21 protein-coding genes are annotated in these 23,084 nt (G+C 70.6%); 6 read left to right on the top strand and 15 right to left on the bottom strand.

The genetic code is table 11. The features are described 5' to 3' along the window. Window positions 1–79: 79 nt before the first annotated feature. Window positions 80–1,804, bottom strand: coding sequence for a ubiquinone-dependent pyruvate dehydrogenase (gene poxB, locus HWD99_RS11595; RefSeq protein ID WP_241796380.1), 1,725 nt, complete (start codon window positions 1,802–1,804; stop codon window positions 80–82). Window positions 1,805–1,931: 127 nt separating this feature from the next. On the opposite strand from poxB, the gene HWD99_RS11590 reads away from it, so the two are divergent. Genes HWD99_RS11590 through HWD99_RS11580 form a run of 3 tightly spaced genes read left to right on the top strand, consistent with a single transcriptional unit; the run spans window position 1,932 to window position 4,431 of the window. Then, window positions 1,932–2,657 (top strand): DedA family protein, encoded by a 726-nt coding sequence (locus HWD99_RS11590; protein WP_241796379.1) that lies wholly within the window; start codon window positions 1,932–1,934, stop codon window positions 2,655–2,657. After that, on the top strand, window positions 2,654–3,787 hold the full coding sequence (locus HWD99_RS11585) for a sensor histidine kinase (protein WP_241796378.1): 1,134 nt from the start codon (window positions 2,654–2,656) through the stop codon (window positions 3,785–3,787). The genes HWD99_RS11590 and HWD99_RS11585 overlap by 4 nt, the downstream gene beginning before the upstream one ends. After that, the gene (locus HWD99_RS11580; protein ID WP_241796377.1) at window positions 3,778–4,431 is read left to right on the top strand and encodes a response regulator transcription factor; all 654 of its coding nucleotides are present in this window, start codon (window positions 3,778–3,780) and stop codon (window positions 4,429–4,431) included. Before HWD99_RS11585 ends, HWD99_RS11580 begins: the two co-directional genes overlap by 10 nt. Window positions 4,432–4,531: 100 nt before the next feature. Here HWD99_RS11580 and HWD99_RS11575 read toward each other — a convergent pair whose 3' ends face one another. From HWD99_RS11575 to gabT, 6 genes are all read right to left on the bottom strand, one after another. Next, complete coding sequence (locus tag HWD99_RS11575; protein ID WP_241796376.1) at window positions 4,532–5,896, bottom strand: NAD-dependent succinate-semialdehyde dehydrogenase; 1,365 nt, start codon at window positions 5,894–5,896, stop codon at window positions 4,532–4,534. Window positions 5,897–5,922: 26 nt separating this feature from the next. After that, window positions 5,923–7,389 carry an NAD-dependent succinate-semialdehyde dehydrogenase gene (locus HWD99_RS11570; protein WP_241796375.1) on the bottom strand — a complete coding sequence of 489 codons (1,467 nt, stop codon included), beginning with the start codon at window positions 7,387–7,389 and terminating at the stop codon, window positions 5,923–5,925. A 51-nt stretch (window positions 7,390–7,440) separates the two neighbouring features. Beyond that, entirely contained in the window at window positions 7,441–8,985 is a 1,545-nt protein-coding gene (locus tag HWD99_RS11565; RefSeq protein WP_241796374.1) for an APC family permease, read from the bottom strand. Next, a complete protein-coding gene (locus tag HWD99_RS11560) occupies window positions 8,985–9,869 on the bottom strand; it encodes a universal stress protein (protein WP_241796373.1) in 885 nt (294 codons plus the stop codon). The genes HWD99_RS11565 and HWD99_RS11560 overlap by 1 nt, the downstream gene beginning before the upstream one ends. Further along, window positions 9,869–11,272, bottom strand: a complete 1,404-nt coding sequence (locus tag HWD99_RS11555) for an NAD(P)/FAD-dependent oxidoreductase (protein ID WP_241796372.1) — start codon at window positions 11,270–11,272, stop codon at window positions 9,869–9,871. The genes HWD99_RS11560 and HWD99_RS11555 overlap by 1 nt, the downstream gene beginning before the upstream one ends. Before the next feature lie 104 nt (window positions 11,273–11,376). Continuing rightward, a complete protein-coding gene (gene gabT, locus HWD99_RS11550) occupies window positions 11,377–12,744 on the bottom strand; it encodes a 4-aminobutyrate--2-oxoglutarate transaminase (RefSeq protein ID WP_241796371.1) in 1,368 nt (455 codons plus the stop codon). Window positions 12,745–12,873: 129 nt separating this feature from the next. Here gabT and HWD99_RS11545 point away from each other — a divergent pair, with 129 nt between their 5' ends. Next, window positions 12,874–14,382 (top strand): PucR family transcriptional regulator, encoded by a 1,509-nt coding sequence (locus HWD99_RS11545; RefSeq protein WP_241796370.1) that lies wholly within the window; start codon window positions 12,874–12,876, stop codon window positions 14,380–14,382. 20 nt (window positions 14,383–14,402) lie between these two features. Here HWD99_RS11545 and HWD99_RS11540 read toward each other — a convergent pair whose 3' ends face one another. The 6 genes from HWD99_RS11540 to HWD99_RS11515 are packed head-to-tail and all read right to left on the bottom strand — an operon-like array spanning window position 14,403 to window position 19,411. Next, window positions 14,403–15,263, bottom strand: coding sequence for a MurR/RpiR family transcriptional regulator (locus HWD99_RS11540; protein ID WP_241796369.1), 861 nt, complete (start codon window positions 15,261–15,263; stop codon window positions 14,403–14,405). After that, a complete protein-coding gene (gene phnE / locus HWD99_RS11535) occupies window positions 15,250–16,083 on the bottom strand; it encodes a phosphonate ABC transporter, permease protein PhnE (RefSeq protein WP_241796368.1) in 834 nt (277 codons plus the stop codon). Before phnE (HWD99_RS11535) ends, HWD99_RS11540 begins: the two co-directional genes overlap by 14 nt. Next, the gene (gene phnE, locus HWD99_RS11530) at window positions 16,080–16,907 is read right to left on the bottom strand and encodes a phosphonate ABC transporter, permease protein PhnE (RefSeq protein ID WP_241796367.1); all 828 of its coding nucleotides are present in this window, start codon (window positions 16,905–16,907) and stop codon (window positions 16,080–16,082) included. The genes phnE (HWD99_RS11535) and phnE (HWD99_RS11530) overlap by 4 nt, the downstream gene beginning before the upstream one ends. Continuing rightward, window positions 16,904–17,707 (bottom strand): phosphonate ABC transporter ATP-binding protein, encoded by an 804-nt coding sequence (gene phnC, locus HWD99_RS11525; RefSeq protein ID WP_241796366.1) that lies wholly within the window; start codon window positions 17,705–17,707, stop codon window positions 16,904–16,906. The genes phnE (HWD99_RS11530) and phnC overlap by 4 nt, the downstream gene beginning before the upstream one ends. A 22-nt stretch (window positions 17,708–17,729) precedes the next feature. Then, window positions 17,730–18,719, bottom strand: a complete 990-nt coding sequence (locus HWD99_RS11520) for a phosphate/phosphite/phosphonate ABC transporter substrate-binding protein (RefSeq protein WP_241796365.1) — start codon at window positions 18,717–18,719, stop codon at window positions 17,730–17,732. Window positions 18,720–18,766: 47 nt separating this feature from the next. Continuing rightward, a complete protein-coding gene (locus HWD99_RS11515; RefSeq protein WP_241796364.1) occupies window positions 18,767–19,411 on the bottom strand; it encodes an HAD family hydrolase in 645 nt (214 codons plus the stop codon). 135 nt (window positions 19,412–19,546) lie between these two features. Between HWD99_RS11515 and HWD99_RS11510 the strand changes: the two genes are divergently transcribed. Then, window positions 19,547–20,206, top strand: a complete 660-nt coding sequence (locus HWD99_RS11510) for an amino acid deaminase (protein WP_241796363.1) — start codon at window positions 19,547–19,549, stop codon at window positions 20,204–20,206. Between the two features lie 6 nt (window positions 20,207–20,212). On the opposite strand, the gene HWD99_RS11505 is transcribed toward HWD99_RS11510, so the two are convergent. Continuing rightward, a complete protein-coding gene (locus tag HWD99_RS11505; RefSeq protein ID WP_241796362.1) occupies window positions 20,213–20,926 on the bottom strand; it encodes an MBL fold metallo-hydrolase in 714 nt (237 codons plus the stop codon). Window positions 20,927–20,981: 55 nt separating this feature from the next. Between HWD99_RS11505 and HWD99_RS11500 the strand changes: the two genes are divergently transcribed. Beyond that, window positions 20,982–21,539, top strand: a complete 558-nt coding sequence (locus HWD99_RS11500; RefSeq protein WP_241796361.1) for a TetR-like C-terminal domain-containing protein — start codon at window positions 20,982–20,984, stop codon at window positions 21,537–21,539. A 31-nt stretch (window positions 21,540–21,570) separates the two neighbouring features. On the opposite strand, the gene HWD99_RS11495 is transcribed toward HWD99_RS11500, so the two are convergent. Further along, a complete protein-coding gene (locus HWD99_RS11495) occupies window positions 21,571–23,022 on the bottom strand; it encodes a helix-turn-helix domain-containing protein (RefSeq protein ID WP_241796360.1) in 1,452 nt (483 codons plus the stop codon). Window positions 23,023–23,084 lie beyond the last annotated feature (62 nt).

Below are 23,084 nucleotides of genomic sequence, written 5' to 3'. Positions count from 1 at the left end.
CGCGTCGGGCGGAGAGATCGGACGGATTCCTCCTCCCGAGCGGGTGTTCTCCTCCCGGGCGGGTGCCGCGGCGAGCGCCTCAGAGGAACTGACGCCAGTTGGCGCGTGCGAGGTCGAGCAGCTCATCGCCCTTGCCCGACATGACCGTGCGGATCGCGTAGAGCGCGAACCCCTTGACCTGCGCGGCCTCGATCGCGGGCGGCATCGACAGCTCCTGGCGCTCGGTCACGACGTCGAGCAGCGCGGGGCCGTCGTGCTCGAGCACCTCGCGCACGGCATCCGGCAGATCCTCGCTGTTCTCGACTCGCCGCGCGAAGATGCCCATGGCCTCGGCGATCGCGGCGAAGCTCGGGTTCGTCAGGTCGGTGCCGTAGTTCACGAAGCCGGCGGCCTTCATCTCGAGCTCGACGAAGTTCAGCGACGAGTTGTTCACCACGATCGTCTTCACGGGCAGCCTGTTCTGCGTGAGGGTGAGCAGCTCGCCCAGCATCATCGCCAGCCCGCCGTCGCCCGCGAGCGCCACCACCTGGCGATCGGGGTGAGAGACCTGCGCGCCGATGCCGTGCAGCAGCGCGTTTGCCATCGACCCGTGCGTGAACGACCCGATCAGACGCCGCTTCTCGGTCATCGACAGGTAGCGCGCGGCCCACACCGTGGGTGAGCCGACATCGGCGGTGAAGATCGCGTCATCCGCCGCCTGCTCGTTCAGCAGCCGGGCGAGGTACTGCGGGTGGATGGGGCGGCCCGCCTTGGTCGGCGTCGCGAGGTCGTCGAGCTTCGCGCGCGTCTTGCGGTAGTGCGCGGTCGAGTCGTCGAGGTGGTCGCGGTCGCTCTTCTCGGCGAGGCGCGGCAGCAGAGCCGCGGCGGTCGCGCCGACATCGCCGACGAGGCCGAGGTCGAGCGGATGCCGCTTGCCCAGCTGCGAACCGCGGATGTCGACCTGGATGGTCGTGGCGTGCTCGGGATAGAACTGCTCATAGGGGAAGTCGCTGCCGAGCACGAGCAGCGTGTCGGCGGCCTCCATCGCGCGGTAGCCCGAGGCGAAGCCCAGGAGGCCCGTCATCCCCACGTCGAAGGGGTTGTCGTACTCGATGAACTCCTTGCCGCGCAGCGCATGCACGATCGGCGCTCCGAGCCGATCGGCCAGGGCGAGGACCTCATCGTGCGAGCCCTCGACACCCGCCCCCGCGAGGATCGTGGTCTTCTTCGAGGCGTTCAGCAGGGTCGCGGCGCGCTCGAGCTCGTCGCCGCGCGGCACCACCACCGGACGGGCGCGCTCGATGACCACGGCACGGTCGTCGGCGATCTCCGCGAGGGCCACATCGCCCGGGATCACGAGCACCGCGACGCCGCGCTGCTCGATCGCCGCACGCATCGCGATCTCGAGCAGACGCGGCATCTGCTTCGGATCGGCGACGTACTCGACGTACACGCTGCACTCGCGGAACAGCTCCTGCGGATGCGTCTCCTGGAAGTACCCGGTGCCGATCTCGGTCGTCGGGATGTGCGCGGCGATCGCGAGCACGGGCACGCGCGAGCGGTTGGCGTCGTACAGACCGTTGATGAGGTGCAGGTTGCCGGGGCCGCAGGAGCCGGCGACGACAGCGAGATCGCCGGTCAGCGCCGCATCGGCTGCCGCCGCGAAGGCCGCGGATTCCTCATGCCGCACATGCACCCAGCGGATGCTCCCGTCCTTGCGGAGCGCGTCGGTGAACCCGTTGAGGGAATCACCCGGAAGACCGTAGACACGGTCGATCCCGTTGGCGCGGAGGGTCTTGACGATGTTCGCTGCGACGGTTGCCATGCCTCCAACCTACGCCCGGGTTCCCGGGTCGGGATCGACACCGCGAGGGCAGTATTACGGTTTTCCGCACCAGGGACGACGGGCACCCGCAGTGACGGCATCCGTGCGTCTGCGTAGCGTCGGGAGCATGGCGGCCTCTGACAACCTGAACGTGTTCGCGGACTGGGCCATCGGCCTGATGGAGGCGCTCGGCAGCGTCGGCGCGGGCGTCGCCGTCGCGATCGAGAACCTGTTCCCGCCGATCCCGAGCGAGGTCGTGCTCCCCCTCGCGGGCTTCACGGCGAGCCAGGGCACGATCGTGCTGTGGGAGGTGCTCGTGTGGACGACCGTCGGCTCGGTCGTCGGTGCCCTCGCGCTCTACGGTCTCGGCGCGTGGCTCGGCCCCCTGCGCCTGCGCCGCATCGTCGACCGGATGCCGCTGATGAAGGTCAGCGACGTCGACCGCACCGAGGAGTGGTTCGCGCGGCACGGCATGAAGGCCGTGTTCTTCGGCCGCATGATCCCGATCTTCCGGAGTCTGATCTCGATCCCCGCCGGGGTCCAGCGGATGCCGCTGGCGAAGTTCACCCTGCTCACCGCCGCGGGCAGTGCGATCTGGAACACGGTGTTCGTCATGGCGGGCTTCCTGCTCGGCGAGCAGTGGCACCGGATCGAGCAGTACGCCGACGGACTGCAGGTGCTCGTGATCGGCGCCGTGATCGTGGCCGTGTCGCTGTTCGTGGTGGCGCGGGTGCGGCAGCGGGTGCAGGGAACGGATGCCCACGCCGTCGATGCCCCTACGGAGCAGGACTCCGGATCGGGCGAGGCGCACGGCGCGGAGATCGCGGCACCGCGCGGCACAATGGAGAGATGAGGTCCCCCACCGACGCCGCGGCAGCTCCGCGCTCGATCACGCGCGATGCGGTGCGGATGCTGGGTGGCACGGCCGCAGGGATCGCGATGCTCGTGCCCACGCTGATCGCCGTGGTCACCGCGCCGCGGCGGCCGGCGCCGGCGGTGGTGCGGTCCGTCGCCGCACGCCTGACCTGGATCGACGGCATCCCCCGCCGCACGCCCCCTCGCGCCCCGCGGCTCCGCGGGCTGCTCGCCCTGTCGGCGCTGCTGCAGCTCGTCGTGCTGTGCATCCTCATCCTGATCGGCGCCGGCATCGTGGTCGGCGTCCAGATGCTCGTCGCGGCGGCGACCGGCGGCCCCGTCGCCCTCTTCAGCGCACGCCCCGGCCGCGTCACGTGGACCACCGTGGGGCTCTTCGTGATCCCGGGTCTCGTGCTCCTGTTCCTCGCGCTGTCCGGCATCGGCGGCATCGCCTGGCTCGAGCGGCGGGTCTGGCAGTCGTTCCAGCGGCCGGGCGCCGGCGAGCTCTCCCAGGAGGTCGTGCGGCTGCACACCACCCTCGACGAGGTCGTCGACGCGGTGGATGCCGAGCGGCGCCGCATCGAGCGCGACATCCACGACGGCGTGCAGCAGCGGGTGGTCGCGCTGTCGATCCTGCTGGCCCGTGTCGAGCGTGCCGCCCCCGACGAGGCGCGTCGTCTGCTGAGCGGCGCGCGCGACGAGACGCAGCACGTCCTCGACGACCTGCGCGACGTCGCCTGGCGGACGTACCCCGAGATGCTGCAGCGCGACGGTCTCGCCGTCGCGCTCGAAGCCCTCCGCGACCGCGTGGCGATGCCGGTGACCCTCGAGGTCGAGGGCCCGGTGGTGGCCGATCGCGCCGCGGAGACGGCCGCCTACTTCGTGGCGAGCGAGGCCGTCACGAACGCGATCAAGCACGCGCGGGCCAGTGCGATCAGCATCCGCGTCCGCACCGGGCCCGACAGCCTCACGATGACGGTCGAAGACGACGGAGTCGGCGGCGCGGATGCCGCGGGCACCGGACTCTCGGGCATCGCGTCTCGCGTCGCCGCGCGCGACGGACGACTGCACGTGCACAGTCCTGCGGGGGGCCCGACCGTGATCGAGGCGGTGATCCCGTGCGGATAGCGATCGCCGAGGACTCCACCCTGCTGCGAGAGGGCATCGTGCAGCTGCTCGTCGCCGAGGGGCACGAGGTGAGCGCCTCGGTGTCCGACGCGGACGCGCTCCTGACGGCCCTGGCCGCCGAGGAACCCGACCTCGTGATCGTCGACGTGCGGATGCCGCCCGACTTCGTCGACGAGGGCATCCGCGCGGCGCTGCGCATCAGACATCTGCATCCCGATGTCGCGGTGCTGGTGCTCTCGCAGCACGTCGAGCGCCGGTACGCGAGTGAGCTGCTCGACGGGCGCGGCGGTGTCGGCTACCTGCTCAAGGACCGCATCTCGGACATCGCCGGCTTCCTCGACGCGATCGTGCGCGTGGCCGAGGGCGGGGTCGCGTTCGACCCCGAGGTGATCCGCCGTCTCATCGCCGACCGGTCGGGACCCGACCCGCGCATGGCCGAACTGAGCGAGCGCGAAGGCGCCGTGCTCGAGCTGATCGCCGAGGGCCACAGCAACGCGGCGATCGCCGAGCGTCTCTTCGTGAGCCAGAGCGGCGTCGAGAAGCACATCAACACGATCTTCACGAAGCTCGGCGTCGCCTCGGGGTCGGGCGTCAACCGCCGGGTGCTCGCCGTGCTCGCCTACCTCGACCAGACCGCGGGCTGACCGCGGGCTGACCGCAGGCGCCGCGACTCACCGCGGGCGCACGGCCGACGAACGAAGGGGGCGGATGCCGATGCATCCGCCCCCTCGTCGTGCCTGCCGCTCAGCCGATGCGGATGAGCTTCTTGTTGACGAACTCGTCGGCCGCGAGGTGACCCAGCTCGCGCGAGGTGCCGCTGCGCTTGATGCCGCCGAAGGGGAGCTCCGGGCTGTCGGCCAGCACGAGGTTGACGTAGACCATGCCCGCCTCGATGTTGTCGGCCACGCGCTCGGCCTGCTCCGCATCCGTCGTGAAGACGTACGAGCCGAGGCCGAAGGTGGTGTCGTTCGCGAGAGCGACCGCGGCGTCCTCGTCGGCGACGCGGTAGACGACCGCCGCGGGGCCGAAGAGCTCCTCGCGGTAGACGTTCATCTCGGGCGTCACGTCGGCGAGAACGGTCGGAGCGAAGAACGCCCCGTCGCGGGTGCCTCCGGTCAGCAGCGTCGCGCCCTGCTCGACGGCCTGGTCGATCTGCTTCTGCAGGTTCTCCGCCGCCGTCTCGGACGAGACCGGGCCGAGCACGGTGTCGTCGAGCATCGGATCGGTCGCCGTCACCGCGGCCATCGCCGCGGTGAACTTCTCGACGAACGCATCGTAGAGACCGTCGACGATGATGAACCGCTTGGCGCCGTTGCACGCCTGGCCGTTGTTGTCGAGACGCGCGTCGACGCCGGCCTGCACGGTCGCGTCGAGGTCGTCGGTCGACAGCACGATGAACGGGTCGGATCCGCCGAGCTCGAGCGCGACCTTCTTGAGGTTGCGGCCGGCGATCTCGGCGACGGCGGCACCGGCACGCTCGGATCCGGTGAGCGAGACGCCCTGCACGCGCGGGTCGGCGATCATGTCGGCGATCTGCTCGTTCGTCGCGAGCACGTTCTGGTACGCGCCCTTCGGGAAGCCGGCGTCGTGGTAGATCGCCTCGATGGCGGTCGACGACTCGGGGCACTGCGGAGCCGGCTTGAGCAGGATCGTGTTGCCGACGATCAGGTTCGGCGCCGCGAAGCGGACGATCTGGTAGGCCGGGAAGTTCCACGGCATGATGCCGACGAGCGGTCCGAGCGAGGAACGGCGGATGATCGCCGAGCCGTCGCCCAGGATCGCGATCGGCTGGTCGGCCATGATCGCCTCGGCCTGGTCGGCGTAGTACTCGGCGATGTCGGCCGCGAAGTCGACCTCCCCGAGGGCGGCCTCGCGGGGCTTGCCCATCTCGCGCACGAACACGTCGGCGAGCTCTTCGCGACGCTCGCGGTGCAGCTCGGCCGCGCGGCGCAGCAGCGTGGCGCGCTCGGCGACGGTCGACGAGCGGGACCACTCGCGGTGCGCCTCGTCGGCGGCCGCGACCGCCTCCTCGATCTGCGCATCCGTGAAGGTGTCGAAGGACGCCAGGGTCTCTCCGGTGGCGGGGTTGATGACGGCGTAATCGGTCATGTTCTCTCCTCCTCTGGGCCGACCGGTCAGGAGACCGGGATCAGCGTGTACTTGGTGGACAGGTACTCGTGGATGCCCTCGGCACCGCCCTCGCGTCCGACGCCCGACTGCTTGACGCCGCCGAACGGTGCTGCGGCGTTCGACACCACGCCCACGTTGAGGCCCATCATGCCGGTCTCGAGCTTGTCGATCATCCGCTGTCCGCGCTGCAGGTTCTCGGTGAACACGTACGAGACGAGCCCGTACTCGGTGTCGTTCGCGAGGCGCACGGCGTCGTCCTCGGTCTCGAACGTCGCGATGGCCAGCACCGGTCCGAAGATCTCCTCGCGGAGGATCGCCGATCCGGCGACGACGTCGGTGAGCACGGTGGGCTCGTAGAACGTGCCGGTGCCCTCGAGCGCCTTGCCGCCCGCGAGCAGCGTCGCGCCGCGCTCGACGGCGTCATCGACCAGCTCGCCCGCCTTGGCGACGGCATCCTCGTCGATGAGCGGACCGATGGCCACGCCCTCTTCCGTGCCGCGGCCGATCTTCATGGCGTTCACCCTCTCGGTGACGCGCTTGGCGAACTCGCCGGCGACGTCCTTGTGCACGATGAAGCGGTTCGCCGCCGTGCAGGCCTGTCCGATGTTGCGGAACTTCGCCGCGAGCGCGCCGTCCACGGCCTTGTCGAGGTCGGCATCGTCGAACACGACGAACGGGGCGTTGCCGCCGAGTTCCATCGAGACGCGCAGCACGCCCTCGGCCGCCTGGGCGATGAGCTTGCGGCCGACCTCGGTCGACCCCGTGAACGACAGCTTGCGCAGGCGCGGGTCGGCGATGATCGGAGCGGACAGTGCCGACGACTTCGAGGTCTGCACGACGTTGACGACGCCGGCGGGAAGGCCGGCCTTCTCGAGCAGCGACGTGAAGAAGATCGTCGTCAGCGGCGTGAGCGCCGGGGGCTTGATGACCACGGTGCATCCGGCGGCGAGCGCGGGAGCGATCTTGCGGGTCGCCATCGCGAACGGGAAGTTCCACGGCGTCACGAAGAACGACGGGCCGACGGGGCGCTGCGAGACCACCATGTGGCCGGTGCCCTCGGGGTTGATGCCGTAGCGGCCGCTGATGCGCACCGCCTCCTCGCTGAACCAGCGCAGGAACTCGCCTCCGTAGGCGACCTCGCCGCGCGCCTCGGCCAGGGGCTTGCCCATCTCGAGCGTCATCAGCAGCGCGAGGTCCTCCTTGTGCTCCTGCACGAGGTCGAACGCGCGGCGCAGGATCTCGCTGCGGGTGCGCGGGGCGGTGGCCGCCCACGCATCCTGCGCCGCCACGGCCGCATCCAGAGCGCGGATGCCGTCGGCCGGGGTCGCGTCGGCGATCGTGCGGATGACCGCACCGGTGGCCGGGTCCTGCACGTCGAAGGTGCCGCCGGTCTCACCGTCGATCCACTCGCCGCCGATGAAGAGTCCGGTGGGGATGCTGTCGAGCAGCGCCTGCTCTGTCTGAGTGCTCATGGGTTCTCTTTCTGTGAGGATGTACGGCCGGGTTCGGGAGGCTTCGGTCCGTCAGCGACGGCGGGCGCTCGGCGGGGCGTCGACGCCGAGCGTCTCGCCGCGGAAGAACGCGGGGCGCTTGACCGCCTGCCAGATCATCACGACGATGCCGACGCCGATGATGCCGACGCCGAGCACGAAGACGAGTCCGACGCCGCCGATGCTCGATCCGCTGCCGTAGGCGGGGTCCATCGAGTCGATCAGGGTCGTGACGAACAGGACCGCGAGGATGGCACCGCCGACCAGGGGGAACAGGAACGTGAAGAAGAAGCTCCGCGCCGAGTCGAACCACTGCTTGCGGAAGTACCACACGCACGCGAACGCGGTGAGTCCGTAATAGAAGCAGATCATCATGCCGAGCGACAGGATCGTGTCGGTCAGGACGTTCTCGCTCACCAGTCGCATCACGGCGTAGAACACGGATGCGACCACGGCCGACACGATCGTCGCGTAGCCGGGGGTGAAGAAGCGCGGGCTGACCCGGGCGAACTTCTTGGGCAGCGCGCCGTAGTGGCCCATGGCCAGCAGGGTGCGGGCGGGACCGACGGCCGTCGACTGCAGCGATGCCGCGGAGCTCGACAGCACGGCCAGCGAGACGAGGAAGGCGAGGGGGCCAAGAACCGGGTCGGACAGGGCGAAGAACACGTTGGCCGAGATGTCCTCGTTCGCGAGGCCGTACTCTCCCGAGCCGACGCCGGCGAACATGATGAGTCCGATCGCGAGCAGCAGGTACAGGGCGACGACGACCACGACGGTGACCATCGCGGCTCGCCCCGGGGTCTTCGCCGGATCCTTCGTCTCCTCGTTCATGGTCAGGACGACGTCCCAGCCCCAGAAGATGAAGATCGAGAGCGAGAGCCCGGCGGCGAAGGCGCTGAAGGTGGGCACCTCGAACGGGTTGAACCACGACCAGGAGAACGCCGTGGGCTCGGGCGCGTCACCCGAGACGGCCTTGACGATCGCGACCGTCGCGAACACGACGAGCACGAGCACCTGGAAGCCGACGAGGATGTACTGGAACTTCTGCGTGGTCTGCATGTCGCGGTACGACACCAGCGTCGCCCCCAGCATGAAGAGCAGACAGACGACCACGTTGATGATCGGGTTGAATGCCAGATCCGCGATGGCGGCATTGCCGGTCAGCTGCGCGATCAGGAGGAACAGGAACTCGACGGCGATGCCCGCGAGGTTCGACAGGACGATGACGGTGGCCGCGATGAGGCCCCATCCCGTCATCCAGCCGATCCACGGGCCGAAGGCCCGCACTCCCCAGGTGAACGAGGTGCCGGAGTCGGGCATCATGCGGTTGAGCTCGCGATAGCCGAACGCGGTCAGCAGCATCGGGATGAAGCCGACGAGCATGATCGCGGGGACCTGCGTGCCGACCTCGGCCACGGTCGGTCCGAGCGACGCGGTGAGCGTGTACGCCGGGGCGATGGTCGAGACCCCGATGACGACGGCCCCGAGAACGCCGACGGCCCCTGCGCTCAGTCCCTTCTGGGAGATGCCGGTCGTGACACCGGACACGGGCTCCGTCGCCCGATTCGAGCTGCTCATCAGCGGTCTCCTGCTTCGGCGCGGGTGCGCGGGACGACGATCATGGGGACGGGCAGCTCGTGCAGCATCTTCGCCGCGGTGGAGCCGAGGAACAGCCGGCGCGGCTGCGCCAGGCGGCTGGATCCGACGAGGACGATCTCGCCGGGCTGCCACGAGAGGTTCGAGACCGCGTCCTCGACGGTGTCGCCGGGAGCCTCCTCGATCTCTGCACCGAGCTCGTCCGGGAGGATCTCCTGGGCGACAGCGAGCACCTCGTGCGCGTGGGTCTCGCCCACGACGCGGATGGCTCCCGTGTCGAGCCCCGGCGGGACGTCGAACGGGACGAGCGACACGAGGCGCAGACCCACGCCGGCATCGCCCGCGAGCGCTGCGGCCTCGTCGAGCAGGTTGTCGGCACCGGGACGCGTGCCGATCGCGGCGGTCACCCGGGGCAGCACGTGATCGTCCTGCTCCGCCGTGCCCGCGGGCGCCAGGGCCACCGGGATCGTCGAGGAGTGCAGCAGTTCGGAGGCGACGCTGCCGAGACGGTGACGTCCGAACAGGCTGCCGCCCGCGGCGCCGACGACGATCAGCCGGGCGCCGAACTCCTCACCCGCGGCGATGAGCCCCTCGGCGAACGACTCCGCGAAGCGCACGTGGCCGCTGCGCACCAGCTCCTGCGGCAGACCGACGACGGCCTCTTCGAGCCACTGCTTGGCCTGACGGCGGAGGTGATCCTCGTAGGCGCGCTCGGGCGGCACGGCCGCGCTGCGGGTGCCCTCGAACGGGAGCACGATCACGAGATGCAGCACCGCATGCAGGCTGCGAGCGAGCCGGGCGCCGAGCGCCGCGGCATCCGCCCCCGAGTCCGTCGCCGTGTAGCCGACGACGATCGACTCGGTCATCAGCCGGCCTCGACCGCAGTGCCCGCGGCGCGGGCCGACTCGACGATGTTCTCGGCGGCGAGATGACCCATGCGGATCGCCCCGTCGACGTGCTGGTAGCCGGCGCCGGCCATGTCGCTGCACGCGAAGTGGATCGGACCGACCGCGGTACGCAGATCGGCGCCGTATCGGTGCAGTCCACCCATGTCGAAGCTCGCGGCGTACGCGCCGCGGGTCCACTCCTCGGTGCCCCAGTCGCTCTCGTAGTAGACGACCGGGTTCTTGGCCTCGGGTCCGTAGTAGTGCGACAGCGACTCGAGGATGCGCTCCTTGCGCTCCTCCGCCGAGAGGGCGAACACGTCGTCGGCGTTCTGGTCGCTCACGAATCCGACCAGGGTGCCGCGCTCGTCGCCGTGGTTGGTGTTGTCGTAGGCCTCGTGCGACAGCTCGTAGGGGCTGAACGCGGTGCCGCTGAGTCCCTGCTCGCGCCAGAAGGGACGGTCGTAGACGGCGTGCACCTTGATGACGAAGCCCATCGAGAGGTGCTGGTGCAGCTGGTGCTGGCGGCGCGGCAGCGGCGGCACGAACGAGATGCGGTCGTACAGGACCGGTGCGTGGGCGAGGATCGCGAAGCGGGCGCGCACCGTGAGGTCGTCGGTGGTCGCGACCACCGAGTCGGTCGCCGCACCGGTCGAGGGGTCTCCCCATTCGAGGGTGCGCACGGGCTGGTTCAGGAACACGTCGTCGCCCAGACGCTCGGCGAGGAGGATCGGTACCTGCTGCAGGCCGCCGACGACGCGCTTGTCGAGGATGAAGTCGGCGTCGACGAGGTTCGAGTACGAGCCGGCGGACGCCGCCATGAGCAGAGACTGCAGGAGCGAGAAGGTGTGGGTCGGCTTGGTGAGCATCGCCGAGCCGGTGGCGAACGCGAGGTTGCGCACGGCCTCGTCGTCGTCGGTCTGCTGACGCAGCCAGGCATCCCACGTGACGTGATCCCACTCCTCGGCGCGCGGGTGCTCCCACGGGCGGTCGGGGTCGATCTCGGCGACCATGGCGTCGAGACGCTCGGTGACCTCGGCGATGATCGCCTCGGTCTCGGCGGACACGGGGAACATCTCCCCGGTGAAGCGATGCACGGTGCCGTCGGGGCCGACGTAGACGCTGTCGCCCTCGCGGTAGCGGCTGTACGTCTCGAGCCCGAGCTCGGCGACCGTGTCGATGAGAGCATCCTGATCGGGCGAGACCCACTGTCCGCCGATCTCGAGCATCGCGCCCTCGATGACGTCGGTCCACAGCCGGCCGCCGACGCGGTCGCGCGCCTCGAGCACGGCGACCGACAGGCCGGCCTTGCGCAGGTCGTTCGCAGCCGTGAGCCCTGCGGCTCCCGCTCCGATGATCAGCACGTCGCGAGTGATCTCAGCCATCTGCATCCCCTTCGTTGGAAAAGTGTGCCGGTCGCGACTCGAAATCCCCCGATACGAGTCGCGACCGGACGTCTGTGGTGGCCGCCTCGGTCAGCGGCCGGTGGTCAGCGCGTGGACGCTGCGAGCGCCTCGGCGACGACGTCGAGGCCCTCGTTGAGCAGGTCGTCGCCGATCGCCAGCGGAGGCAGGAACCGGATGACGTTGCCGTACGTGCCGCAGGTGAGCACGATCACTCCCTGCGCGATCGCCGCCTTGGCGACGGCCGCCGTGAGCGCGGCGTCCGGCGCCTGGGTCTCGGGGTCGACGAACTCGGCGGCGATCATGGCACCGTGGCCGCGGATGTCGCCGATGCGGGCGTCGCCCTCCTGCATCGCGGTGAGGCGCCGCGTGAGGATCTCGCCGATCTCGCGGGCGCGCTCGATCACGCCGTCGTTCTCGAACACGTCGATCGCGGCGAGGGCCGCGGCGCAGGCGATCGGGTTGCCGCCGTACGTTCCGCCCAGTCCGCCGGCGTGCGACGCGTCCATGATCTCGGCACGGCCCGTGACCGCGGCGAGGGGCAGACCTCCGGCGATGCCCTTGGCCGTCGTGATCAGGTCGGGCTCGATGCCGAAGATCTCGCTCGCGAACATGTGTCCGGTGCGGGCGAAGCCGGTCTGCACCTCATCGGCGATGAACACGACGCCGTTCGCGCGGCACCAGTCGAGGATCGCCGGCAGGAAGCCCTCGGCCGGGACGATGAATCCGCCCTCGCCCTGGATGGGCTCGATGATCACGGCGGCGAGGTTGTCGGCGCCGATCTGCTTCTCGAGCTGCAGGATCGTGCGGGCAGCGGCCTCGGCGCCGTCGAGTCCGTCGCGGAACGGGTACGACATCGGCGCGCGGTACACCTCGGGGGCGAACGGGCCGAAGCCGCTCTTGTACGGCATCGACTTGGCGGTCAGCGCCATGGTCAGGTTGGTGCGGCCGTGGTATCCGTGGTCGAAGGCGACGACGGCCTGGCGGCCGGTGTGCTTGCGGGCGATCTTGATCGCGTTCTCGACCGCCTCGGCACCCGAGTTGAACAGCGCGCTCTTCTTGGCGAAGTCGCCGGGAGTGATGCGGTTGAGGGCTTCGGCGACCTCGATGTACGACTCGTACGGCGAGATCATGAAGCAGGTGTGCGTGAACTGCGCGGCCTGCGCGGCGACGGCGGCGGCGACCTTCGGGTGGGCGTTGCCCACCGTGGTCACGGCGATGCCCGAGCCGAGGTCGATGAGCGAGTTGCCGTCGGCGTCGACGACCACGCCACCACCGGCGGCGACGGTGGCGACCGGGACGGTGTGCCCGACGCCCGCAGGCACCGCGGCGGCCTTCCGCGCCAGGATCTCCGCCGACCGGGGGCCGGGGAGCTCGGTGACCAGGCGTCGCTCCTGGGGGAGCTCCGGTCCGCCGAGGGGAACTGCAACAGCTGCGGTGTCGAGGAGTGCCATGTCCGCGAGCGTACGGCCGCCGAACGACCGCTCGCACTCGCCGTTCTGTACAATCTGATCGAGATCATCGCCGGGTTGTACACGCTCCCTCCGGCGACGGCGCCCCGCCACGACCCGTGAGGAGACGCGATGGATGCCACAGAGCAGCCCACGCTGCGCGCCCTGCTCGGCCGCCGCGATCTGGGCCTGCGCCTCGTCTCCGATGACTCCGACCTCCCCCCGGGTGCCCTCGATCGTCCGCTGCGCTGGGTGCACAGCTCCGACCTGGGCGACCCGACGCCGTTCCTCGCCGAAGACCTCGCCCTGCTGACCACGGGCACGCAGTTCGATGCGGACGCGGATCTCGACGTCTACGTCGGGCGTCTGTCGGACCGCGGGGTGCTCGGCCTCGGCTTCGGCACCGACGTGCACCGCGCCGGCATCCCCGACGACCTGATCACCGAGTGCGCGCGCCGTGGGATGCCGCTCTTCGAGGTGCCCTACCGCACGCCGTTCATCGCCGTGGCGCGCGCGCACTCCGAGGCGATCGCAGCGCAGGCCTACGCACGCAGGTCATGGGCGCTCGACACCCAGCGCGCCCTCGCGCTGGCCGCACTCCGCCCCCGCGGCCTCGATGCGACGCTCGCCGAGCTCGGGCGCCGCCTCGGCGCGTGGGTCGGCATGTACGACACCGCCGGCATCCTGCAGATGTCGCATCCCCGCTCGGAGCTGCCGGCCAGCAGCCTGTCATCGCTGGGCGAGCGCGCCACCGAGGTGCTCGCCCGCGGCCTCGAGGCCGGCCAGTCGCTCACGATCGACGACCAGACCTTCATGCTGTTCACGGTCGGACGCGGTGGCAAGCTCCGCGGCGTGATCGCGCTCGCCGTCGACGCGCTCGACCCCGAGGCGCGCACCGTCGTGACCTCGGTCATCGCGATGGCCGGTCTGGCCCTCGAGCAGAGCGACCAGCTCGCCCGTAGCCGCAGGCGACTGCACTCGCAGCTGCTCGGCTCTCTGCTCGACGACGATCCGTCGTTGGCACGACGGGTCCTCGGCAGCATGCCCCCGGCGCCGGTCGTGGTCGCGGTCGCGGCGGATGCCCCGGCCGGACCGCTGATCGACTGGTGGGAACGGCGGCGGTCCGAGCACGGCACCGCCAGCTTCCTCGCGGAGTCGCCCGACGGCGTCGTCCTCTGCGTGGCGATGGCCGACGAGGCGCTGCTCGACGAGGTCGCCGTGCGCTTCGGCATCCGCATCGGAGCGTCGGGATCGGAGTCGTACGACGCGTTCTCGCGTGCGCACGCGCAGGCCGTCGCGGCGCTGCGGCAGCAGACGGACACCGGCGTCGCGCATTACACCGACACGGTGGGGTCCAGCATCCTCAGCGCCCTGGCCACCGACGAGGCTCGCCTCGTCGCCGAGTCGCGCCTCGCTCCGCTGCGCGATCACGATGCGCGATCGGGCGCCGACCTCGAGGGCTCGCTGCGCGTCTGGCTCGAACACGACGCCAAGGCGGAGCCGGCCGCCGCCGCGCTCGGGGTGCACCGCCACACGCTGCGATCGCGCATCGCACAGGCGGGCACGATCCTCGGCGCCGATCTGTCGACCTTCCCCGCTCGCGCCGAGCTGTGGACTCTGCTGCAGACCGCGCGCGACTGAGCGGGGTGGGCCGCCCGGGGCTACGCGCCCTCGCCGAGGTTGTCGGAGACGACCTCGAGCGCGTGGGCCCGCGCCGTGACGGCATCGGCGCCGCGTTCGGCGGTGACGGCCGCGGCGAACACCTCGGCGAAGACCAGGTACGCCACGCGCGAGGTGTGCTCGAGCTCGTCGCGGAAGCTCACCCCGGTCGGCGCGATCACGAGCGACAGCGTCGCCGCCTCGGTCAGCGCCGACGAGGCGAACGACGTCAGCGCGATGACCGTCGCCCCGCCGCGCGCGGCCGCGGTCGCGACGCGCAGGCTCGCCTCGTTCGCCCCCGATCCGCTCACGACCAGGCACACGTCCTCCGCCGTGAGGTGCCGAGCGGCGATCTGCTGCGCGATCGCATCCGCGATGAACTCGGCCGACCGGCCCGAGGCCGTGAGCCGCATGGCCAGATCGTTCGCGATGGGCGACGACAGTCCGTTCGCGAGCACGAGCAGACGGCGGGCGGATGCGGCGAGACGCACCGCCTCGTCCACCGCGTCCGCATCGAGCAGGCTCGCCAGCGCCGGGAGGGATGCCGCAAGGCGATCGATCTCGCCCCGCATCCGCCCGAGCACCCCGGGCCCGTGATCGATCGCGGCGTCTCCCCCGCCGCCGCCCAGTTCGGCGGCGAGCGCGACGCGCAGCTGCGGATACCCGCGGTAGCCGACCGTCTGACAGGTGCGCACGACCGTCGCCCGTCCGACCCCCGCCCGCTCCGCGAGCTCCTGCGCGGTCCACTCGACGACGGCGTCGGCCGACTCGACGATCAGCTCGGCGACGCGGCGCTCGGCGGGCTGCAGGGTGTTGAGCACCGCGGCGATGCGGGCGGTGGGCGGCGCGCTAGGCGAGAACACGGGCGCGGGCTCCCTCCATGATGCGTCGACGGATGGCACCCGACGCCCCGTCGATCAGCATCGTCACGACGACGACCACGATGAGCAGGACACCCACCGTCGACCACTCACGGTACTGGGTGTACGAGGTCAGCATGTCACCGATTCCGCCGACCCCGATCAGGCCGAGCACGGCCGAGGAGCGCACGTTGATCTCGAAGCGATACAGCCAGAACGACCAGAAGGCCGGTTCGGCCTGCGGCCAGACGCCCCAGCGGAGCACCTGCAGCGTGCCGCCGCCTGCGGCACGGGCGGCCTCGATCGGGCCGCGCGGCACGGCCTCGACCGCCTCGTAGCCCCACTTGCCGAGCGTGCCGACGCCGTTGATCGCCAGCGCGAGCGCACCCGTGAACGGGGTGAGGCCGGTGACAGACAGGATGACGATCGCGATGATGATCTCGGGCACGGCGCGGATCAGCGAGAACAGGCCGCGCAGCAGCGCACGCAGCCACGCCGGACCGAAGCCCCGCGCGGCGAGCAGGCTCAGCGGGGTGGCGAGCAGGATGCCGAGGATCGTGCCGACCCAGGCCATCTCGATGCTCCGCCAGGTCTGCCACAGCGCCTCGGGCAGCTTCTCCCAGTTCGGGGCGCCGAACATCAGCACCGCGTATCGCACGATCTCGGCCGGGAGGTCGGCCAGGCGACCCCAGTTGATGTCGATCGACCAGAACGCCAGCACCACGATGCCGGTGACGATGACCCAACCGGCGAGGAGCCACGGGCGCCGCGGCCTGTCGGGGACGACCGTGATCGCCGCGGACGGGGTGAGCAGGGTGGTCATACGAGCCTCCGGCGGATCGCGTCGGAGACGAGATCGATCACGATGACGACGATGAGGATCTCCAGGATGATGAGCGAGAGCTGGTCGTAGCGGTAGAAGGTGCGCACGGCGTCGATGAGCAGACCCATGCCGCCCGCGCCGACGAGCCCCAGAACGGTCGAGGCGCGCACGTTCAGCTCGAACACGTACAGCGTCTGATTGGCGAACGCGGGCCACGCGTCGGGAAGGGCCAGTGTGCGGTTGATCTTGGCCTGGGTCGCGCCGACCGCGCGGCCGGCCTCGAGCGGACCGCGGTCGTTCGTGTCGATGGCCTCGGACACGAGCTTGACGATGATGCCGACGTTGAACAGCAGCAGCGCCAGGATGCCGGGCAGCGCGCCGACGCCGACCATCGCGACGAGGATCGCGGCGTACAGCAGATCGGGGACGCTGCGGATGACGTTGAGCAGGCCGCGGACCGCGATCCGCGCCGGCGCGTTCGGATTGGTCGCGCGCGCGGCCCAGAAGCTGAGCGGCAGAGACACCGCCGCGCCGATCGCCGTCGCGATGACCGCCATCTGCAGCGTCTCGATGAGCGGAGGGAGGGTGCGCGGGAAGAAGCTCCAGTCCGGCATCAGCAGCTGGACGATCTTGTCGGCGCCGTTCTGCCAGTTGCGCGCGATCGCTCCGAGGTCGACGCCGATCCCGATGCCGGGCAGGCACATGACGACGGTCACCGCGATCACGGCCACGACGATGACGGGGCCCTTCCACGCGCCGCGGGGTCGAGCGGGGACGTCGAGGGCTCGCACACCGCGCGAGACGGGAGGAGTGCTGTCGGTCACGCGTCCAACCGGTCTTCCGGGGTGAGCGAGCGACCGTAGATGCTCTCGAAGTCCGCATCCGTCGCGCCGGTCGCCGGACCGTCGTAGACGACCTCCCCGGCGCGCATGCCGATCATGCGCGCGCCATACTCGCGGGCGAGGTCGAGCAGGTGCAGGTTGACGAGCACCGTGATGCCGAGGTCGCGGTTGATGCGTCGCAGGTCGTTCATGACGCCGTGTGCGGTCGGCGGGTCGAGGCTCGCGACCGGCTCGTCGGCGAGCACGATGCGCGGTTCCTGGGCCAGCGCCCGGGCGATCGCGACGCGCTGCTGCTGGCCGCCCGAGAGATCGGATGCCCGTGAGTGCAGCTTCTGCAGGATGCCGACGCGATCGAGTGCGTGATAGGCGAGCTGGCGGTCGGCGTCGGGGTAGGCCCCGAGCAGAGTGCGCCACAGCGAGGTGTGCGCGAGGCGTCCGACGAGCACGTTCTGCAGCACGCTGGCGCGCCCGGCCAGGTTGAAACCCTGGAACACCATGCCGATGTCACCACGCAGCCGCCGCAGGGTGCGGGGCGAGGCGCCGCTGACCCGGTGCTCGCCGACGTCGAGCGTGCCGCTCGTGACGGGCACCAGGCCGTTGATCGTGCGGATGAGCGTGGACTTGCCCGACCCTGAGAGACCGACGACCACGACCATCTCGCCCGCGGCGATGTCGAGCGACACGCGGTTCAGGCCGACCGTGCCGTTGGGATAGCGCACCGTGACCTCGTCGAGGCGGATGGACCACGGCGTGGACGCCGCAGCCGGAGCTGCGACGTCCACGTTCCGGATGAGATCGGACAACTTACTGGAGCCCCAGGGCCTGAGCGGCACGCGCGACGACGTCGAGCGACTCGGGGTCGGCCGGCGCGAGCTTGGTGATCGAGTAGATGCTGGTGAGGATCTCGGAGCCCTCCTCGGTGTTCGAGAAGTCCTCGAGCGCCGCCGTGATGCGGTCCTGCAGCTCGGGCGACAGGTCGGCGGACACCGCGACGCCGTCGTTCGGGATCTCCTCGGTCATCGCGAAGACGACGACCTTCTGCCCGACATCGGGGGTGTCCTTCTGCACGATCGTGCGAGCATCCCAGAAGCTGAAGCCGACCTCGGCGTCGCCGTTGTAGACCGCGAGCACCGAGGCGTCGTTCGCCGTCACGGGGATCTGCTGGATGTCGGTGTCGGTGTCGAGGCCGGCCTCCTGCAGAGCGAGGATCGGGTAGATGTAGCCGGCGGGCGAGCCGGGGCCGAGCACGGCGACCTTGGCGCCCTCGACCTTGTCGATGCTGTCGAGGCCCGCGGGGCCGGTCATCGCGTCGGCGCCGTTGCAGAACAGCATCCCGTCGCGCTCGACCGGCTCGTCGTCGCAGTACTTGTCGGGGTTGTTCGTCATGAACTGCGCCGGGTAGGTGATGTTGCCGTTGCGCTCGGTCTGCAGCACGACGGACGCGTCGTACATGTCGTTGGCCTGCCACAGCTGCAGCGACGGCAGGAAGCCGATCTGCGCCTGCCCCGCGCCCATGGCCTCGACCGCGGCCTGGTAGTCCTTCGACACGACACCGGTGACCTCGATGCCGAGCTCCTCGGTGAGGTAGTCGGTGAGGGGCGCGGCGGTCTCGACGAGGCCGTCCTGGTCCTGCGAAGGCACCAGGGCGAGCACGAGGGAGTCGGGGTCGGCGGCGGGGGCCGCCGAGTCCTCGGGGGCGGCCGTGCTGGCGGAGCAGCCCGTGAGGACGACGGTCAGCAGCGCGCCGGCGGCGACGAGGCCCGCGGCGGTCCGGCGGAAGGGGGAGGTAAGCATTTTCATCCTTCGATGGGTGGGGAGGTGAGGAGGGGCGGGAGGTGGGTTCAGGGGCGCAGCCACGCGTCGAGCTGAGGGATCAGCGTCGCGAAGTCGGCAGCGCGGTAGGTGGGGGTCGCGGCAGGGTCGGGGAATCCTCCGATCAGCGCCGTCGCGTGCCCCCGGGCGTGGGCGGGAGCGAGGTCGTTGTGCCAGATGTCGCCGATGCTCAGCACGCGGGTGTCGGCAGGCAGAGCGGCGAGGAAGGCATCGAGACCGGCGGGCTTGCCCGCACTCGTGACGATGCGAGTGAAGAGTCCCGCCAGACCGAGCGCGTCGAGCGCCTCGTCGATGCGGATCGCCGGGGCATTGGTGACGAGCACGAGCTCGGCGAGCGGTGCGGCCGCGCGGAGGAAGTCCGCGAGACCGTCCGGAGCGTCGACGGGGGCGTCCGCCGTCGCGAGCTGCGTGCGGCTGGCGAGGTACGCGCGGCTGAGGAGCCGGGAGTCCGCTCCCCTCGCGACCGCCGCGCGTCGCACGGCGTCGTAGCCGTCGAGCACTTCGCCGTCGGCGGAGGACAGCACCTCGCGGAGGGCGTCGACGAAGCCGTCTCGGTCACCGAGGGCGGCGCCCACCTGCGAGGCGTACGCGAGGACCGGACCGTCGCCGAGCGCGATCGTGCCGTCGAAGTCGAAGAGGAGAAGGGAGTTCACGGTGTTCTTTCCGCGTCCGCTCTCTGTGCATGCGGACGCTTCGTCCAGCATGCTGTTCGATTGTGGACAGAAAGTCCCGATCGTGTGAACGCCGTGTGAACAATCCGTCCACGCGCGTCTTGTATCGTGAGCGCCGTGTCCGAACTCGACGACCTCACGACCTCCGCGACTCGAGCCGAGGCCGACTCGGCCGAGGCGGCCCGCGCCGCCGTCGAGAGCCTCCCCTGGCTGACCACGGCGATCGACGACGACCGTGCGCACGCGCGCTTCGGCGTCTGGGGGCGATCGACCGTGATCGACGAGAACATCGGCACACCGGTGATCTCGCGGGCGCTCTTCGACGAACTGCACCGCCGCGCCGGCGCCGACGGGTCATGGCCGCACGGCAACGCCGGCCTCCTGCACTGCTACGGCTACCTCCTGTCACTCGCCGAGACGCCGTACGGGCTGAAGCGCGAACGATGGATCGGCACAGATCTCGCACACGCGTGCGGACTCGCGTCGGATGCATTCGTCCCCTGGTCGGGCGCGACGACGCTGCTCGCGCGGGCCACCGCAGCCGCCGCCGGCCTCCTCGCCGCGCCAGCGACCTCCGCCACCGGGATCGTGCACGACCGGCGCACCCGCGTCGCACTCAGTGCGCAGGAGGGACCGGCGGCCCTGGCCTACGAGGTCGCCCCCTCACCGGTCGGGCCGCCCCTGCTGATCACACTCTTCCCCGTGACTGACGCGTCATCCGTCCTCCGCGAGTTCGAGGACGAGGACGCCCCTCGCCTGCGCTGGAACGCCGCCTGATCGCGCTCAGTCGATGCGCCGCAGATCCAGGGCATCCAGCAGATCGGCCGCAGTCCCCGCGAACTCGGGTCCGTGCCCGGGGAAGATCCTGGCCTCGGGCAGCCCCCGCAGCTTCTCCAGACTGACCCTCGTTCGCGGGGCGTCATCGCTGAACGGCGCGAGTCGTGCACCCTCCGCGCCCGTGAGCACGTGCCTGGTGGTGATCGCGTCCCCGAGGAAGAGCGCACCGACGGCGCTGACGCGGATGGCGGCCGAGCCGCGCGTGTGACCGGGGATCGCGATGATCTCCGGCCTGCCGGGCAGATCGAGCACGTCGCCGTCGGCCATCGCGACGACGGCCGACGGACGCGGCGAGCGCAGCGCCCCGCGGCGCAGCCCGGTCCAGAGGAACCGCAGCGTCGGCCCGATCCGCCAGGCATCGGCCTTCACACCGCGCGCCGGCATCGCCCCGGTCGCGAGATCGGCGTCGGCCTGCAGGATGTACACCGGCACGCCGTGCCGCGCGCGAAGCGCCTCGGCGATGCCGATGTGATCGGTGTCGCCGTGCGTCAGCACGACTCCGCGGATGTCGGCGGGCGAGCGGCCCACTCCGGCGAGCGCCGCGGTGAGGATGCCGAGGTCGCCCGACAGGCCGGCGTCGATGAGCGTCACGCCCTCGTCGGTCACGATCGCGTGGATGGCGATGATGTCGTCGCCGATGCGGAGGAGGTGTGCGGTCATGTTGGCTACAGTACATAGCCTTGATGGCTACAGTCAATAGCCATATGCTGAGAGCATGCCTGCACCGCAGAGAGTGAGCACCCCCGCGCTCGTCGCCGCCGTCCGCACGATCGCCGAGCGCGACGGAGTGGATGCCGTCACCATGAGCGCGGTGGCGGCGGCCGTCGGCGTGCGAGCGCCCAGCCTCTACAAGCGCGCGGCGAACCGTCACGACCTGCTGCGGCTGGCGGCCGACGACGCGGCGGCGGAGTTGGGGACCCGGATCGACGCGGTCGTCGACGACGCGACCGACGCCCGCGAGGTGCTCGCCGGCGTGGCCCGCGCTCTGCGTGACTTCGCGACTCGATCGCCCCGCGTCACCACACTGCTGTTCAACGCGCCGACCCCCGAGGCGACGCCCTCGCCGGAGACGCTCGCGCCGCTGATGACGACGCTGCTGGGCGCCGTGAGCGCACTGACGTCAGCTGACCCGCTACCGGTCGCTCGCACCCTGACGGCATGGGCGTACGGCTTCTGCATGATGGAGCAGAACGGCGGATTCCGTCAGGGCGGCGACGTCGACGAGGCGTTCGATCGCGGGCTCGAGATCGTCCTGCGCGGCATCGAGGCCTAGACGACCCGACCGCAGCCAGGCGCACCCGGCCTCAGCGAGGCGCGTGCGCCTCGAGGAACTCGTACACGTCCGTGGTGTCGACCCCGGGGAACGCGCCCGTCGGCAGCGTGGCCAGCAGGGTGCGCGGCGTCTTCACGTTCGGCCAGGAGTTCTCGCGCCACCGCCCCTCGAGCTCGGCGGGTGCGCGACGGCAGCACACCTCGACAGAGTGCTTCGACACCCCTCGGTGCGTCGTGTCGCGCCCGACGAACCACTTCGTGTCGTCGAAGCGCACGCCCACGCTCACCGAGTGCAGTCCTTCGCTCGACGCCTCGACGCGGGCCGTGCACCAGTACGTGCCGTTGCCCGTGTCGGTGTACTGGTAGTAGGGGTTGAAGCGGTCGTCTTCGTCGAACACGACGCGCGAGGTCCACCGGCGGCAGCACATCTGCCCCTCGATCGCACCGAGGCGGTCAGTCGGGAAGTTCACGTCGTCGTTCTCGTACGCCTTCGTGATCGTGCCCGACTCGTGCACCTTGAGGAAGTGCACGGGGATGTCGAGATGGCGCGTGGCGAGATTCGTGAACCGGTGCGCGGCCGTCTCGTACGAGACCGAGTAGGCGTCGCGCAGGTCCTCGATCGAGATGGCTCTGCGCGCCTTGGCATCCTTCAGCGCCGGAACCACGTGCGACTCCGGGATCAGCAGCGCCCCGGTGAGGTAGTTGGTCTCGACGCGCTGGCGCAGGAACTCGGCATAGCTGCGCGGCTCGGAATGCCCCAGGATGCGGCTCGACAGCGCCTGCAGCACGGCCGTCCGCGCATCGCCCTTGGCGGGGACGCTGCTCGACAGGTACAGCCGACCGTTGGCGAGGTCGGCCACGCTGCGGGTGGTCTGCGGCAGATCGGGCGCGTAGTGCAGGGTGAACCCCAGGTAGGCGGCGATCTCCGACGCGGTCCGCTGGGTGAGCGGACCACCCGGATGCCCGACCGCCGCGAGGATCTCGGCGGCCTTCGCCTCGAGGTCGGCGAAGTGGTTGTCCTGCCGGCGCATCAGGTGGCGCAGCTCGACGTTCGCTCGTCTGGCCTCCTCCGGTGTGGCCGCCCGTTCATCCTTGAGCCGATCGATCTCGCCGTGCAGCGCGAGCAGCGCCTTGAGAGCATCCGTCGGCACGCTCTTGGCGATGCGGAAGGGCTCGATCCCCAGTGCCTGGAACGTCTGCCCCTTCATGGCCCGTTCGAGGGCGATCTCGATCGCGCTGCGCTCATCGAGCGGCTCTCCCTCGAGCAGCGCATCGATCGTGACGCCGAGCGCCCGGGCGATCGCCTGCAGCTGCGTGAGCTTCGGCTCGCGCTTGCCGGTCTCGATCATCGACATCTGGCTCGGGGCCCGATCGACGGCAGCGGCGAGGTCGTCCAAGGTCATCCCGCGCGCCGTGCGCAGCTGACGGATGCGACGTCCGATCGTGAGGGCGTCGGCGTCTTCTTCGACCACGGAGGTGCTCATGCCGCCGATTCTGTCACAGAAACAGAATTTCCGGCGATCTTCACACCCGGATCGGTCGGTCG

It is taken from the genome of Microbacterium sp. C5A9 (genome assembly GCF_022627955.1).
GTDB lineage: Bacteria > Actinomycetota > Actinomycetes > Actinomycetales > Microbacteriaceae > Microbacterium.
This window is presented reverse-complemented; position numbering and strand designations above follow the sequence as displayed.

Bases quoted from the DNA above. Each gene is read 5' to 3' on its own strand.
- HWD99_RS11505 (WP_241796362.1), bottom strand. From the start codon at position 20,926: ATGACCGCACACCTCCTCCGCATCGGCGACGACATCATCGCCATCCAC.
- HWD99_RS11555 (WP_241796372.1), bottom strand. From the start codon at position 11,272: ATGGCTGAGATCACTCGCGACGTGCTGATCATCGGAGCGGGAGCCGCA.
- HWD99_RS11520 (WP_241796365.1), bottom strand. From the start codon at position 18,719: ATGCTTACCTCCCCCTTCCGCCGGACCGCCGCGGGCCTCGTCGCCGCC.
- gabT (WP_241796371.1), bottom strand. From the start codon at position 12,744: ATGGCACTCCTCGACACCGCAGCTGTTGCAGTTCCCCTCGGCGGACCG.
- phnE (WP_241796368.1), bottom strand. From the start codon at position 16,083: ATGACCACCCTGCTCACCCCGTCCGCGGCGATCACGGTCGTCCCCGAC.
- HWD99_RS11565 (WP_241796374.1), bottom strand. From the start codon at position 8,985: ATGAGCAGCTCGAATCGGGCGACGGAGCCCGTGTCCGGTGTCACGACC.
- HWD99_RS11570 (WP_241796375.1), bottom strand. From the start codon at position 7,389: ATGAGCACTCAGACAGAGCAGGCGCTGCTCGACAGCATCCCCACCGGA.
- HWD99_RS11495 (WP_241796360.1), bottom strand. From the start codon at position 23,022: ATGAGCACCTCCGTGGTCGAAGAAGACGCCGACGCCCTCACGATCGGA.
- HWD99_RS11575 (WP_241796376.1), bottom strand. From the start codon at position 5,896: ATGACCGATTACGCCGTCATCAACCCCGCCACCGGAGAGACCCTGGCG.
- HWD99_RS11560 (WP_241796373.1), bottom strand. From the start codon at position 9,869: ATGACCGAGTCGATCGTCGTCGGCTACACGGCGACGGACTCGGGGGCG.
- HWD99_RS11545 (WP_241796370.1), top strand. From the start codon at position 12,874: ATGGATGCCACAGAGCAGCCCACGCTGCGCGCCCTGCTCGGCCGCCGC.
- HWD99_RS11500 (WP_241796361.1), top strand. From the start codon at position 20,982: ATGCCTGCACCGCAGAGAGTGAGCACCCCCGCGCTCGTCGCCGCCGTC.
- poxB (WP_241796380.1), bottom strand. From the start codon at position 1,804: ATGGCAACCGTCGCAGCGAACATCGTCAAGACCCTCCGCGCCAACGGG.
- HWD99_RS11585 (WP_241796378.1), top strand. From the start codon at position 2,654: ATGAGGTCCCCCACCGACGCCGCGGCAGCTCCGCGCTCGATCACGCGC.
- HWD99_RS11590 (WP_241796379.1), top strand. From the start codon at position 1,932: ATGGCGGCCTCTGACAACCTGAACGTGTTCGCGGACTGGGCCATCGGC.